This is a genomic window from Pseudomonas parafulva (assembly GCF_000800255.1).
GTDB lineage: Bacteria > Pseudomonadota > Gammaproteobacteria > Pseudomonadales > Pseudomonadaceae > Aquipseudomonas > Aquipseudomonas boreofloridensis.
In genome coordinates, this window is record NZ_CP009747.1 from 854817 (window position 1) to 869144 (window position 14328).

10 protein-coding genes and 6 tRNA genes are annotated in these 14328 nt (G+C 60.7%); 14 read left to right on the forward strand and 2 right to left on the reverse strand.

Features of this window, described 5'->3' with window-relative positions; genetic code table 11:
• The first annotated feature begins 157 nt into the window (after positions 1–157).
• The 11 genes from uvrB (at position 158) to NJ69_RS03865 (ending at position 6926) form a co-directional block, all read left to right on the forward strand.
• A complete protein-coding gene (gene uvrB, locus NJ69_RS03815; RefSeq protein WP_039576321.1) occupies positions 158–2173 on the forward strand; it encodes an excinuclease ABC subunit UvrB in 2016 nt (671 codons plus the stop codon).
• Between the two features lie 146 nt (positions 2174–2319).
• Positions 2320–3801, forward strand: coding sequence for a glutamate--tRNA ligase (gene gltX, locus NJ69_RS03820; RefSeq protein WP_039576323.1), 1482 nt, complete (start codon positions 2320–2322; stop codon positions 3799–3801).
• Positions 3802–4046: 245 nt separating this feature from the next.
• Positions 4047–4122, forward strand: a tRNA-Ala gene (locus tag NJ69_RS03825).
• Positions 4123–4193: 71 nt separating this feature from the next.
• Positions 4194–4269, forward strand: a tRNA-Glu gene (locus NJ69_RS03830).
• Between the two features lie 52 nt (positions 4270–4321).
• Positions 4322–4397, forward strand: a tRNA-Ala gene (locus NJ69_RS03835).
• A gap of 43 nt (positions 4398–4440) precedes the next feature.
• Positions 4441–4516 (forward strand) — tRNA-Glu (locus NJ69_RS03840).
• A 67-nt stretch (positions 4517–4583) separates the two neighbouring features.
• A tRNA-Ala gene (locus NJ69_RS03845) sits at positions 4584–4659 on the forward strand.
• A 44-nt stretch (positions 4660–4703) separates the two neighbouring features.
• Positions 4704–4779: transfer RNA gene (locus NJ69_RS03850), tRNA-Glu, on the forward strand.
• 116 nt (positions 4780–4895) lie between these two features.
• Positions 4896–5330, forward strand: a complete 435-nt coding sequence (locus tag NJ69_RS03855; RefSeq protein ID WP_039576325.1) for an acyl-CoA thioesterase — start codon at positions 4896–4898, stop codon at positions 5328–5330.
• A 47-nt stretch (positions 5331–5377) separates the two neighbouring features.
• Positions 5378–6358 carry a tRNA dihydrouridine synthase gene (locus NJ69_RS03860; RefSeq protein ID WP_039576327.1) on the forward strand — a complete coding sequence of 327 codons (981 nt, stop codon included), beginning with the start codon at positions 5378–5380 and terminating at the stop codon, positions 6356–6358.
• 124 nt (positions 6359–6482) lie between these two features.
• Positions 6483–6926 (forward strand): Hsp20 family protein, encoded by a 444-nt coding sequence (locus tag NJ69_RS03865; protein WP_029614178.1) that lies wholly within the window; start codon positions 6483–6485, stop codon positions 6924–6926.
• A 99-nt stretch (positions 6927–7025) separates the two neighbouring features.
• Here the strand turns inward: NJ69_RS03865 and NJ69_RS03870 are convergent, their stop codons facing one another.
• Together NJ69_RS03870 and NJ69_RS03875 are read right to left on the reverse strand one after the other, a co-directional pair.
• Positions 7026–10322 (reverse strand): PAS domain S-box protein, encoded by a 3297-nt coding sequence (locus tag NJ69_RS03870; protein ID WP_039576330.1) that lies wholly within the window; start codon positions 10320–10322, stop codon positions 7026–7028.
• Positions 10323–10382: 60 nt separating this feature from the next.
• Positions 10383–11261, reverse strand: coding sequence for a LysR family transcriptional regulator (locus tag NJ69_RS03875; protein WP_039576332.1), 879 nt, complete (start codon positions 11259–11261; stop codon positions 10383–10385).
• Positions 11262–11392: 131 nt separating this feature from the next.
• Here NJ69_RS03875 and leuC point away from each other — a divergent pair, with 131 nt between their 5' ends.
• The 3 genes from leuC to NJ69_RS03890 are packed head-to-tail and all read left to right on the forward strand — an operon-like array spanning position 11393 to position 14285.
• On the forward strand, positions 11393–12826 hold the full coding sequence (gene leuC / locus NJ69_RS03880; protein ID WP_039576334.1) for a 3-isopropylmalate dehydratase large subunit: 1434 nt from the start codon (positions 11393–11395) through the stop codon (positions 12824–12826).
• Positions 12823–13467, forward strand: a complete 645-nt coding sequence (gene leuD / locus NJ69_RS03885; RefSeq protein WP_039576335.1) for a 3-isopropylmalate dehydratase small subunit — start codon at positions 12823–12825, stop codon at positions 13465–13467. Before leuC ends, leuD begins: the two co-directional genes overlap by 4 nt.
• A 53-nt stretch (positions 13468–13520) precedes the next feature.
• Positions 13521–14285: a class I SAM-dependent methyltransferase gene (locus NJ69_RS03890; RefSeq protein WP_039576338.1), complete on the forward strand. Its 765-nt coding sequence runs from the start codon at positions 13521–13523 to the stop codon at positions 14283–14285.
• The last annotated feature ends 43 nt before the right edge of the window (positions 14286–14328 follow it).

A 14328-nucleotide genomic window follows, 5' to 3' on the forward strand; every position in this document is an offset into this window, starting at 1 on the left:
CACAGTTGGCGCAAATATTTTTCGACCCTTGGGTCAATTGCCCGGTCCACTGCAATGAGTGTTCACACGTAGGGACGGGCGGATTCGCCCGATGCGCATTTTTGCGTATAGACTACTGGCTAAACTTACAGTTGCCGCGATTTCCACGAGGTCCTTCATGTCCGAGTTCCAGCTCGTCACGCGCTTCCAGCCGGCCGGTGATCAGCCCGAGGCCATTCGTCTGATGGTCGAGGGGCTGGAGGCGGGGCTGTCGCACCAGACGCTGCTCGGCGTCACCGGCTCTGGCAAAACCTTCAGCATCGCCAACGTCATCCAGCAGGTGCAGCGTCCAACCATGGTCCTGGCGCCCAATAAAACGTTGGCAGCCCAGCTGTATGGTGAGTTCAAGGCGTTTTTCCCGAACAACGCGGTCGAATACTTCGTTTCTTATTACGACTACTACCAGCCCGAAGCCTATGTGCCGTCTTCGGACACCTTCATCGAGAAAGATGCGTCGATCAACGACCACATCGAACAGATGCGCCTGTCGGCGACCAAGGCCCTGCTCGAGCGACGCGACGCGATCATCGTTACGACGGTGTCCTGCATCTATGGTCTGGGCAGCCCGGAAACCTACCTGAAGATGGTGCTGCACATCGACCGCGGCGACAAGCTCGATCAGCGCGCGTTGCTACGCCGGCTGGCTGACCTGCAGTACACCCGCAACGAGATGGATTTTGCCCGTGCGACGTTCCGTGTCAGGGGTGATGTGATCGATATTTTCCCGGCTGAATCGGACCTCGAAGCCATTCGTATCGAGCTGTTCGATGACGAGGTGGAGAACATCGCCGCTTTCGATCCGCTCACCGGCGAGGTCATTCGCAAGCTGCCGCGTTTCACGTTCTATCCCAAGAGCCATTATGTGACCCCTCGGGAAACGCTGCTCGACGCGGTCGATGGCATCAAGCAGGAGCTCAGCGAGCGCCTGGAGTATCTGAACAAGGCCAACAAGCTGGTGGAGTCACAGCGCCTCGAACAGCGTACTCGTTTCGACCTGGAGATGATTCTCGAACTGGGCTATTGCAACGGTATCGAAAACTACTCCCGCTACCTCTCCGGTCGCCCATCGGGGGCTCCGCCGCCCACGCTTTATGACTATCTGCCGGCCGATGCCCTGTTGGTCATCGACGAATCCCACGTTAGCGTGCCCCAGGTCGGGGCCATGTACAAAGGCGACCGTTCGCGCAAGGAAACCCTGGTGGAGTACGGTTTTCGGCTGCCTTCTGCGCTGGACAACCGACCTATGCGTTTCGACGAGTGGGAGTCGGTCAGCCCGCAGACCATATTCGTTTCTGCGACACCCGGGCCCTACGAAGAGGCGCACGCCGGCCGAGTGGTCGAACAGGTGGTGCGCCCGACCGGCCTGGTCGACCCCGAGGTCGAGATTCGGCCGGCCTTGACTCAGGTCGATGATCTGTTATCCGAGATCGGCAAGCGTGTGGCAGCCGGTGAGCGAGTGCTCGCCACGACCTTGACCAAGCGCATGGCCGAAGACCTGAGTGACTATCTGGCCGATCACGGCGTGCGCGTTCGCTATCTGCACTCGGACATCGACACCGTGGAACGCGTTGAAATCATCCGCGATCTGCGTCTTGGAACCTTCGATGTGCTGGTGGGCATCAACCTGCTGCGCGAAGGTCTGGACATGCCCGAGGTATCGCTGGTAGCGATCCTCGACGCCGACAAGGAGGGCTTCCTGCGCTCCGAGCGTTCACTCATCCAGACCATTGGCCGTGCGGCGCGAAACCTGAACGGCAAGGCCATCCTGTACGCCGATCAGATCACCGGATCCATGCAGCGGGCGATCGACGAGACCGAGCGGCGCCGTACAAAGCAGGTGGCCTTCAACGAAGCCAACGGCATCGTGCCCAAGGGTGTGGTCAAAGACATCACTGACATCCTTGAGGGCGCCACGGTACCGGGCGCGCGCAGCAAGAAGCGCAAAGGAATGGCCAAGGCGGCGGAGGAGGCTGCGCGTTACGAGGCCGAACTCAAGACGCCTGGCGAAATCACCAAGCGCATCAAGGTGTTGGAAGAGAAGATGTTCCAGATGGCGCGCGACCTCGAATTCGAAGCCGCCGCACAGTTGCGCGACGAGATTGGACAGCTGCGTGCACGGTTGATCAGCAGTTGAGTCACTGATCGCTCAATCGCTTACCTGGCGTACGGGCCCTGCGCGCGAGCGCGTCCGATCCGATGTTGCAAACGCCTTTGCTGGAGCCCGCAGCCTGCTCCCTGCTAACATTCCGTCTTTGTTTCATCCTTCGTCCGAGACTGTCCATGACCACCGTTCGCACGCGCATCGCGCCATCGCCTACCGGCGACCCCCATGTCGGCACCGCCTACATCGCTCTGTTCAACTACTGCTTCGCCAAGCAGCACGGCGGCGAATTCATTCTGCGTATCGAAGACACCGATCAGTTGCGTTCGACCCGTGAGTCCGAGCAGCAGATCTTCGATGCCCTGCGCTGGCTGGGAATCGAGTGGAACGAAGGTCCGGATGTCGGTGGTCCGCATGGCCCATATCGGCAGAGCGAGCGTGGCGAAATCTACGCGCGCTATGCCAAGGAATTGGTCGATACCGGTCACGCTTTCTATTGCTTCTGCACGGCGCAAGAGCTGGATCAGATGCGCGCCGAACAGATGGCCCGCGGCGAGACGCCCCGCTATGACGGGCGTGCGCTCAAGCTCAGTGATGAGGAGGTCCAGCGCCGTCTGGCGGCAGGCGAGCCTCATGTGATCCGCATGAAGGTGCCCAGCGAAGGTATCTGCGTGGTGCCGGACATGCTGCGTGGCGATGTCGAGATTCCGTGGGACCGCATGGACATGCAGGTGCTGATGAAGAACGACGGTCTGCCCACCTACTTCCTGGCCAATGTGGTCGATGATCACCTGATGGGGATCACCCACGTCTTGCGCGGTGAGGAATGGCTGCCTTCGGCGCCGAAGCTGATCAAACTCTACGAGTATTTCGGTTGGGAACAGCCCAAGCTGTGTTACATGCCGCTGCTGCGTAATCCAGACAAATCCAAGCTGTCAAAGCGCAAGAATCCGACCTCCGTCACCTTTTACGAGCGCATGGGCTTCATGCCCGAGGCGATGCTCAATTACTTGGGGCGCATGGGTTGGTCGATGCCCGACGAGCGCGAGAAGTTCTCCCTGGCGGAAATGGTCGAGCACTTCGATCTCTCGCGCATCTCGCTGGGTGGGCCGATCTTCGATATCGAGAAGCTGTCCTGGCTCAATGGCCAGTGGCTGCGTGATCTGCCGGTCGAAGACTTCGCTGCGCGTGTGCAACAGTGGGCGTTCAACTCCGACTACATGATGAAAATCGCCCCGCACGTTCAAGGTCGGGTGGAAACGTTCAGTCAGATTGCGCCGTTGGCCGGTTTCTTCTTTGAAGGTGCGCTCAAGCTCGATGCCAAGCTGTTCGAGCACAAGAAGCTGACGCCTGAGCAGGTCCGCCAGGTGATGCAGTTGATCTTGTGGAAACTCGAAAGTTTGCGTCAGTGGGAAAAAGAGCGCATCACTGGCTGTATCCAGGCAGTCGTCGACGCGCTTGGCTTGAAGTTGCGTGACGCCATGCCGCTGATGTTCGCTTCGATTTCCGGTCAGGCCAGTTCGGTGTCGGTGCTTGATGCCATGGAGATTCTTGGCCCTGACCTCACGCGCTATCGCTTGCGGCAGGCGCTGGAGTTGCTGGGGGGCGTGTCCAAGAAAGAAAACAAGGAGTGGGAAAAGCTCCTCGCCAGTATCGCCTGATCGTTTGTGAATGGTCATCGCCTGGGCGGCGGCGGTGGAGCAAGCCTTCACTGCCGTGGACAGCTCTTCTTGGGGCGCCAGGGCAGGGCGGTAAGTGATTGTTATCTGTGAAAAAAATTTTGAGTTTTTTCACGAATTCGTTTGACAGCCCTTCAATCCACTCTTAATATGCGCCCCGTCCACAGCGATGAACGAAAACGAAACATTTGGCGCCCAGTCGATGCTTCGGTTCACCGCGACATTGTGGGGCTATAGCTCAGCTGGGAGAGCGCCTGCATGGCATGCAGGAGGTCAGCGGTTCGATCCCGCTTAGCTCCACCACATTCCGCTTCATGTCCAGCAACATGAAGCAAGATCGGGTCTAGTACACGGTCTTGAAGGCAAGAAGGTTCGTCCCCTTCGTCTAGTGGCCTAGGACACCGCCCTTTCACGGCGGTAACAGGGGTTCGAGTCCCCTAGGGGACGCCAGTTTCACACAAGCGATGCTGCAAGGGTCGCTGGGCCGCGAGGCTAGAAATCTGGGGCTATAGCTCAGCTGGGAGAGCGCCTGCATGGCATGCAGGAGGTCAGCGGTTCGATCCCGCTTAGCTCCACCAATTTTGCCGCGGCTCGTGAAAACGGGCCGGCACGAAGGTCAACGTCCCCTTCGTCTAGTGGCCTAGGACACCGCCCTTTCACGGCGGTAACAGGGGTTCGAGTCCCCTAGGGGACGCCACTTCTTCCCGCGTATTGCGGGGTTGAGAGGCTCATTCGGTTGTTGGATGGGCTTTTTGTTTTGTTTCGGGGCTATAGCTCAGCTGGGAGAGCGCCTGCATGGCATGCAGGAGGTCAGCGGTTCGATCCCGCTTAGCTCCACCAAATCTGCCAGGATTCGTGAAAGCGAGTCTGCACGAAGGTTTCACGTCCCCTTCGTCTAGTGGCCTAGGACACCGCCCTTTCACGGCGGTAACAGGGGTTCGAGTCCCCTAGGGGACGCCACTTTTACCCGCGTTTTGCGGGACTTCAAAGGCTCATTCGATTATTGAATGGGCCTTTTGTTTTTCTACTTCTCGGCATTGGTTACACTCTGCCTCTTCACTCATTGGGGAGCAGGCATGAGCTGGGATCTGGCAGCGCCGTTCATCATCGACCTTCGGGTCGGCAGCGAAGACATCGACGGCCTTGGCCACGCCAACAATGCGGTTTACGTGACGTGGCTGGAGCGTTGTGCCTGGCGTCATTCGCAGCGCCTGGGCCTGGACTTGGCCGAATACCGTCGGCTGGACCGAGCCATGGCCGTTGTTCGTCATGAAATCGACTATCTGGCGGCCGGCTATGAGGACGACGAGCTGCAACTAGGCACGTGGATCGTCGAATGGGACCAGCGTCTGCGCATGACTCGTCGTTTCCAGCTCAGGCGTCCAAGCGACGGCGTCACGCTGCTTCGTGCGCAGACCACCTTCGCCTGCATCGAGCTGTCCAGCGGCAGGCCTCGGCGCATGCCTGCCGAGTTCATCGAAGGCTATGGTCCGGCACTACTCGGTGCCTGATCGTCCCGTCTTTTTGCTAGACTCCCGCTTTTTCTCGAGACCCCAACATGCAAATTGCCCTGGCCCCCATGGAGGGTCTGGTCGACAACATCTTGCGCGACGTGCTGACCCGTGTCGGTGGCATCGACTGGTGTGTCACCGAGTTCATCCGCGTCTGCGATCGCCTGCTGCCGCCCTCGTCATTCGACAAGTTGGCGCCTGAGCTGCGCCATGGGGCTCAAACAGCGGCAGGTGTGCCCATGCGTGTGCAGTTGCTGGGCTCGGACCCCGTATGCCTGGCAGAGAATGCCGCGTTGGCTTGCGAGCTGGGTGCGCCGGTTATCGACCTGAACTTCGGTTGTCCGGCCAAGACCGTCAATAAATCCCGCGGTGGCGCCGTGCTGCTCAAGGAGCCTGAACTGCTGCACGCCATTGTCCATGAAGTTCGCCGCGCCGTACCTGCGCATATCCCTGTGACCGCCAAGATGCGTCTGGGCTTCGACAGTCCAGACGGTGCGCTGGAGTGCGGTACGGCGCTGGCCGAAGGCGGGGCAGCGCACCTGGTGGTGCATGCGCGAACCAAGGTCGAAGGTTACAAGCCGCCAGCCCATTGGGAATGGGTGGCGCGGGTGCAGGACGTGGTTCAGGTACCGGTGTTCGCCAACGGCGAAATCTGGACGGTCGAGGACTGGCGGCGCTGCCGCGAGGTCAGCGGTGCCGAACACATCATGTTGGGGCGTGGTCTGGTGTCTCGGCCCGACTTGGCACTGCAGATCGCAGCAGCACACGAGGGGCGCGACTACCGACCTTTGGCCTGGTGCGAACTGTTGCCGCTGTTGCGCGAATTCTGGCGTCAGGCCCAGGCCAAGCTGTCGCCGCGCTATGCGCCAGGACGGATGAAGCAGTGGCTGGCCATGTTGACTCGCAGCTATCCAGAGGCTGTGGCACTGTTCGCCCAATTGCGCCGTGAAGACGACTGCCAGCGGATCAGTCAGTTGCTGGGCGTTGGAGTACTCACCGGGCAAGGCGTTGAACTGGATGTTGCCTGAAGGGCACACGAATTTTTTGCCGATGTCCCTTGAAACCGTTGTTGAAGACCTTATCTCTTGAGTACGCGATGCCGAAGTCGGGTCGCGAAGTGACTTACTTGCTGAATCTCAGGAGTTAATGACTATGACTACCGCTTTCTCCCTCGCACCGCTGTTCCGCCACTCCGTTGGCTTCGACCGTTTCAATGACTTGTTCGAGTCTGCGGCACGTAACGAGGCTGGTAGCAGCTACCCGCCCTACAACGTTGAAAAGCATGGTGATGACCAGTACCGCATCGTTATTGCTGCCGCCGGCCTGCAGGAGCAGGACCTCGATCTACAGGTCGAGAAGGGTGTACTGACGGTCTCGGGTGGCAAGCGTGACAAGGCCGCCACCGAGGTGACCTATCTGCATCAAGGTATTGCCCAGCGCGCGTTCAAGCTGTCGTTCCGTCTGGCCGATCACATCGAGGTCAAGGCCGCCGACCTGGCCAACGGGCTGCTGAGCATAGACCTCCTGCGTGTCGTGCCGGAAGAAGCCAAGGCCAAGCGCATTCCAATCAATGGCGATAAGCCAGCGCTCAATTGATACCTTGAAACTGCTCGGTGAGCATCGATCGGGGCCGCTTTGCGGCTCCGATCTTGTTGGCGTTGCGCATCGTTCTACCTGATTTCTCTCGCCAGCCAGTCATGTGCGACCGCTTGTCTCAGCCAATAGACGGCGAAACTCAGCCAGAGCCAGTGGTCGGCTGAACAGATAACCCTGATAGAGATGACAGCCTTGGCGCTGGAGGAACGTCAGTTGTTCGGTCAACTCGACACCTTCGGCGATTACCGTCAGCCCGAGGCTGTGTGCCATGGCGACGATGGCGCGAACGATTTCCGCATCGTTCGAATCGTTGGGTGCATCGCGCACGAAGGTCTGATCGATCTTCAGTGCATCGACGGGCAACCGCTTGAGGTAGGTCAGCGAGGAATAGCCCGTGCCGAAATCGTCCATGGCGAAGGTCACGCCGTGACGCTTGAGCTCGCGCATCTTGCCGATGGTGTCCTCCAGGTTCTGGATCACGATCCCCTCGGTGATTTCCAGCTTGAGCATGTAGCGGGGCAGATGATGCTCGTCCAGGCTGCGCAAAACCCTTTCGACGAAATCATTCTGGCGAAATTGTTTGGGGCTGATGTTCACGCACAGGCTGAACTCACCAGCATCGATCAAGCCCTCATCCAGCAGGCGCGCGCAGGCCTCGCAGGCCTGGTCGAGGATCCAACTGCCCACCTCGAGTATCAGTCCGCTTTCCTCCAGCACCTGTATGAACAGCGCAGGGGATTGCTGCCCCAATTGTGGGTGATGCCAGCGCAGCAAGACCTCTACGCCCACGATGCGATTGGCGCGCGCGTCAACCTGGGGCTGGAAGTGCAGCGCCAGTTCGTCACGCGACAGCGCCAAGCGCAGGTCGTTTTCCATGCGCAGCCGTTCGCTGGCGGCTTCCTGCATGGTGGTGTGAAACAGTTGCGTGGTGTTGCGTCCCGAGTCCTTGGCCCGGTACAGGGCGATGTCGGCACGTTTGAGCAGGTCGGCCGGGGTGGAGCCATGATCCGGAATCAGCGCTACGCCAATGCTCGGCGTCACCTGCAGGCGCTGACCATCCAGCGACATCGGTGCGGCCAGCAGCTCGCGCAAGGTGTCGGCCAGTTCGCGCACCTGGGCCTCGACCCGTTCGCGGCTGCCGGCCAGGCCGCTGAGCAGCACCACGAACTCGTCGCCACCCAGCCGCGCCACCGTATCCTCCAGACGTACGCTGGCTTCCAGGCGTGCGGTGATGATCTTGAGCACGGTATCGCCGACCGGGTGGCCGAGTGAATCGTTGATGTGCTTGAAATGATCCAGGTCCAGGAAGAGCAAGGCGCCGCGCAGATCATGGCGTTTGAGCAGGGCGATCTGCTGGCTCAGCCGATCGGTCAGCAGGGCGCGATTGGGCAGGTTGGTCAACGGGTCGTGGTAGGCCAGGTGACGAATCTGCGCCTGGGCATTCTTCAGTTGGCTGACGTCGCGTGCAGTCATCAACAGGCAGTCGGTGTCGTTGAGGCTGATCGGTTCGACCGAGACTTCCACGGTCAAGACCTCGCCCTGCTTGTTATGTCCGAGCATTTCCCGATGGTGCACCCGGCCATGCTCGCCGAGGTCTGCCAACAGCGCCGCGCGCTGCTTTTCGTCGGTCCAGATGCCCAATTCGAAAACGGTCCGGCCGACCACTTCGTGGCTGCTAAAGCCGGTCAGTCGGCAGAAGCCGTCGTTGACCTCCAGGTAACGACCGCTTTGACGTTCGGTGATGGTGATGGCATCGGGGCTTGAATGAAACGCTTTGGCGAACTTTTCCTCGCTGGCCTTCAGGGCGGACTCGGCGCGTTGTTGCTGGGTAATGTCGCGTAGCGTGGTCACGCTGCAAGGTCGGTTGTCGACTGTGATCAAGCGGCTGGAAATCATACAGGTCAGCGGTATGCCGCTCAGGTGGTTGACCACTACGGCAATGTTGCTCAAGCCCTGTTCGCGAATGACCCGCTCGATACGTTGGGCGCGGGCGTAAGGTTCGGCCCACAATCCGATCTGGTCGGGGCTGCGCCCTATCACCTGCGTGGCGGTCCAGCCGAACGTTTGGGTGAAGGCCGGGTTGATTTCGATGAACTGGCCGCTGTCCTGATCCAGAACGCAAATCGGATCGGGGCTTACCTGGAACAGGCTGGCGAATTTTTCCTCCGAGGCGCTCAGGCGCTGCTCGCGTTCGACCTGATCGGTAATGTCCAGCAATGTACCGGCCATGCGCAGCGGAGTGCCCTGATCATCCCGGTACAGCCGTGCTCGGCTTTCGATGTAGCGCGAGGCGCCGTTTTCCAACTGCACCCGGTAGGTGATCTGGTAATTGCCCGCCGGCCCTTCGCGCAAACTGCGGTAGGCCTGGCGCATGGCGCTGCGTTCTTCTTCCGGCACACCTTCGAAGAACGCGTCGAACGACTCGTGGAAGGGGGCAGGGTCCAGGCCATGCAACTGCGCGGCGCGCGCTGAGCCATAGAGCATGCCGCTGGGGATGTGCCAGTCCCAGGTGCCCAGTTGTGCGGAGTCCAGCGCCAAGTCCAGGCGCTCTTGGCTGTCCTTGAGGGCTCGCTCGGCGCGCTTGCGCTCAGTGGTGTCGACAAAGGTGCTGACCAGATAAGTAATACCTTCGAGTTCAATGCCCTGGGTGCACAGAATGCCGTCCTGGACCCGGCCGGTCGCGGTGCGGAACTGCACTTCCATGGTCACCGGCTTGCCGCTGTTGCGGGTGGCGTCGAGCATTTGCTGGCGTTGTTCGGCGTGGACCCACATGCCCAGTTCGACACTGCTCTTGCCGATCACCAGCGCGCCGGGCCAGCCGAACATGGCCTCGAAGTGCTGGTTGACCTCGAAGATCATGCCGTCGTGGCGACGGGTCAGCAGGATCGCATTGGGACTGAGGTGGAAAAGGGTGGCAAAGCGCTTTTCCGAGTTGACCAGCGCGGCCTCTCGATCGCGCTGGCGGGTGATTTCGCGAATCACCCCGATCATCTGGCGGCGACCATTGTGATCGTGGGTCAGGCTGCCGTTTATTTCCAGCCAGTGCAGGCTGCCGTCGGGCCAGCGGATGCGATGGCGCATGGCTTGATCCGCCGGTTCGCCATCGACCACCGCCTGGAACAACTGGCGGGTTCGCGCACGGTCTTCTTCGGGGAGCAAATCCAGGTAATCGATACCTTCTGCCAGTGGGTGCTGCGGATCGAAGCCAAATAGCGCCTGGGTGCCGCGCGACCAGCTCACCCGGCCTGTTTCGATATCCCACAGCCACGCGCCGAGGCGCGCACCGTTGAGTGCAGTGAGCAATTGCGGGGCGTTCTGCCACGCCTGCTCCGATTCCAATGGGTCGACTGCAGGAATATGAGGCAGGCGCGGGTAGGTTTTGTCTGGTTTGGGCATGGCTCGCAGACCTTCGGCAGATGAAGCTCGCTATGGATCACACGCCGTACCGCGATGCAGTCAGGCAGGCTCGCGCTGGCTGTCGAGCAAGGCCATGAACGCCCTGGCCGCATTGGACAGCGTTCGTTCCGTATGCAGGATGTAGCCTAGCTGGCGAGACAGGCATATGCCGGGCAAAGCGATGGATGCGACCTGCCCATCGAGCATGGTGCGCGGTAGAACGCTCCAGGCCAGACCAATGGACACCATCATCTTGATAGTCTCCAGGTAGTTGGTGCTCATGGCGATGTTTGGCGTCAGTCCCTGGCTCTCGAACAGGCGTTGCACGATGTGATGAGTGAACGTATTACCGCCGGGGAACACGGCGGGATGGCGTGCGACATCGGCCAGTCGAACATGGCTGTCGCGTGCCAGTGGGTGCTCTGGGGCGGCGACGAAATCCAGTGCGTCGTTCCAGACAGGGGTGGCCCGAATCAGGTGATGAGGCTCGGGGGCCAGGGTGATCACGGCAATTTCTGCGCGGCCGTGGAGAACTTCGTCGTAGGCCGCTTCTGAATCGAGAAACTGGATATCCAGCGCCACGCCAGGGTATTCCCGGGTGAACGCCCGCAGGACCGGGGGCAGGCGGTGTAGGCCGATATGGTGGCTGGTGGCCAGAGTTAGGCGGCCCGTCACTTCTCCTGTCAAATTGGTCAGTGCACGCCGTGTGTCGTCCAGTACATTGACGATCTGGTAAGCACGCGGGAGCAGGGCTCGCCCGGCCTCGGTCAGGCTCACCTCGCGGCCGAGTCGATCGAAAAGGCGTACGCCCAGTAGCTGCTCCAGGCCTGCGATGCGTTTGCTGACCGCCGGTTGGGTCAAATGCAGGCGCTCAGCGGCACTCGAGAAGCTGCCGGTTTCAGCAATCGCAATGAAGGCACTGAGGTTTGCCAGATCCACGCTTTCGAATTCCTTTTGGTTATCCAAAGCATAAAAATTATGAATTTGAGTTATTCAATCTAGCCCTTTAGCATCGACCGTACAAGCCAAGGGGTTATTGGCATAGAAATACGCTGATGAGGAACAGTCTGATGGCTGGCAAAACGCTTTACGACAAACTCTGGGATGCGCACGAAGTCAAGCGACGCGACGATGGTTCGTCCTTGATTTACATCGACCGTCACATCATCCACGAAGTGACTTCGCCCCAGGCCTTCGAAGGCCTGCGCCTGGCCAACCGCCAGCCATGGCGCATCGACGCCAATATCGCCACCCCTGACCACAATGTGCCGACCACGCCTGAACGCAAGGGCGGTATCGAGGCCATCGCCGACCAGGTCTCGCGTTTGCAGGTGCAGACGCTCGACGAGAACTGCGACGAATATGGCATCGTCGAATTCAAGATGAACGACGAGCGCCAAGGCATCGTGCACGTGATCAGCCCCGAGCAAGGCGCGACATTGCCGGGCATGACCGTGGTCTGCGGCGATTCGCACACCTCCACGCATGGCGCTTTCGGCGCGTTGGCCCATGGCATCGGTACGTCGGAAGTCGAGCATGTGCTCGCCACGCAGTGCCTGGTCGCCAAGAAAATGAAGAACATGCTGGTGCGGGTCGAGGGGCAGTTGCCTGCCGGCGTCACCGCCAAGGACATCGTGCTGGCGGTCATCGGCAAGATCGGTACCGCTGGTGGCAACGGTCATGCCATGGAGTTCGCCGGTAGCGCTATCCGCGCATTGTCCATGGAAGGCCGCATGACCATCTGCAACATGTCCATCGAGGCCGGTGCCCGCGTCGGCCTGGTCGCCGTGGACGACACCACGATTGCCTACGTCCAAGGACGCCCCTATGCGCCCAATGACGAGCAGTGGCCGCAGGCGGTCCAGGTCTGGAAGGGGCTGGTATCCGACGCGGATGCCGTGTTCGACACTGTCGTCGAGCTGGATGCCGCCCAGATCAAGCCGCAAGTGAGCTGGGGCACGTCGCCCGAAATGGTGCTGGCGGTCGATCAACGTGTTCCGGATCCGGCGGCCGAGCCAGACCTGATCAAACGCGGCTCGATCGAGCGCGCCCTCAAGTACATGGGGCTGGCAGCCAATCAGGCCATTACCGATATCAAGCTCGACCGGGTGTTCATCGGATCGTGCACCAACTCGCGCATCGAAGACTTGCGCGCAGCGGCCGAGATCGCCAAGGGCCGCAAGGTGGCGGCGAACGTCAAACAGGCGTTGGTGGTGCCGGGATCGGGGCTGGTCAAGGCCCAGGCCGAACGCGAGGGGCTGGACAAGATCTTCCTCGAAGCCGGCTTCGAATGGCGTGAGCCAGGTTGCTCGATGTGCCTGGCGATGAATCCGGACCGCCTGGAAAGCGGCGAGCATTGTGCCTCTACCTCCAACCGTAACTTCGAGGGGCGTCAGGGCGCAGGTGGGCGTACCCATTTGGTCAGCCCGGCCATGGCCGCCGCTGCGGCGGTGACTGGTCACTTCATCGATGTCCGCGAGTTGATCCAAGGGAGCGCAGCATGAAAGCCTTCACCCAGCACACCGGTCTCGTGGCACCGTTGGATCGGGCCAACGTCGATACCGACCAGATCATTCCCAAGCAGTTTCTCAAATCGATCAAGCGCACCGGCTTTGGCCCCAACCTGTTCGATGAGTGGCGTTACCTGGATGTAGGTCAGCCCTACCAGGACAACAGCAAGCGCCCGCTGAACCAGGAGTTCGTGCTCAACCACGCCCGCTATCAAGGCGCCAGCGTGCTGCTGGCACGGGAGAACTTCGGCTGCGGTTCGAGCCGCGAGCATGCGCCTTGGGCGCTGGATGAGTACGGCTTTCGCAGCGTCATCGCGCCGAGCTTCGCCGACATCTTCTTCAACAACAGTTTCAAGAACGGCTTGCTGCCGATCATCCTGGCCGACGAAGAAGTGGACGAATTGTTCAAGCAGGTCGAGGCCAATCCGGGGTATCAACTCACCATCGACCTGCAGGCCCAGGCCGTCACTCGCCCGGACGGCAAGGTCCTGCATTTCGAGATCGACGCCTTCCGCAAGCACTGCCTGCTCAATGGCCTGGATGATATTGGCCTGACCTTGCAGGATGGCGACGCCATCAAGGACTTCGAAATCGGGCACCGCGCTGCGCAGCCGTGGTTGTTTCGCGACGCTTGAGTGAGCGGGCCAGACGCACCGCATCTTGAAACGACCCCATGAGGATCGACACCATGACCAGCAGCACCCACGCCGATGTGGTCCAGCGCCAGTTCGGCGAACAGGCCAGCGCTTATCTGAGCAGCACCGTACATGCCCAGGGCACCGAGTTCGCTCTGCTGCAGGCTGAACTGCAAGGCCAAGGTGCTGCGCGGGTGCTGGACCTTGGCTGTGGTGCCGGCCATGTCAGCTTCCAGGTGGCGCCCTTGGTGGCCGGGGTGGTGGCCTACGATCTCTCGCAGTCGATGCTCGATGTGGTTGCCAGTACGGCGGCGGCGCGTGGGTTGAACACTATCGTCACCGAGCGCGGCGCGGCCGAGCGTCTGCCATTCCCCGATGCCTCTTTCGAGTACGTCATCAGTCGTTATTCGGCGCATCACTGGAGCGACCTGGGCCTGGCCCTGCGGGAGGTGCGTCGGGTGCTCAAGCCCGGTGGCGTGGCTGCTTTCATCGACGTCATGTCGCCGGGCAGCCCGCTGCTCGACACCTACCTGCAAAGTGTCGAAGTCCTGCGCGACACCAGTCATGTGCGCGATTACTCTGCCGACCAGTGGCTGCGCCAGGTCAGTGATGCGGGGCTGTTCACCCGCAGCCACAGCCGCCAGCGTTTGCACCTGGAATTCGCCTCCTGGGTCGAGCGCATGCGCACACCCGAGCCGATGCGCGTGGCCATCCGCCAGCTCCAGCGGGCCATGGGAGAGGAAGTGCGGCAGTATTATCAGATCCAAGCCGACGGCTCCTTCAGCACGGATGTCATCGTGCTGTGGGCCGAGCGCTAGCATTTCGGCGCGGCGCATCCAGCCGCGCTGCTTGAACGAATAG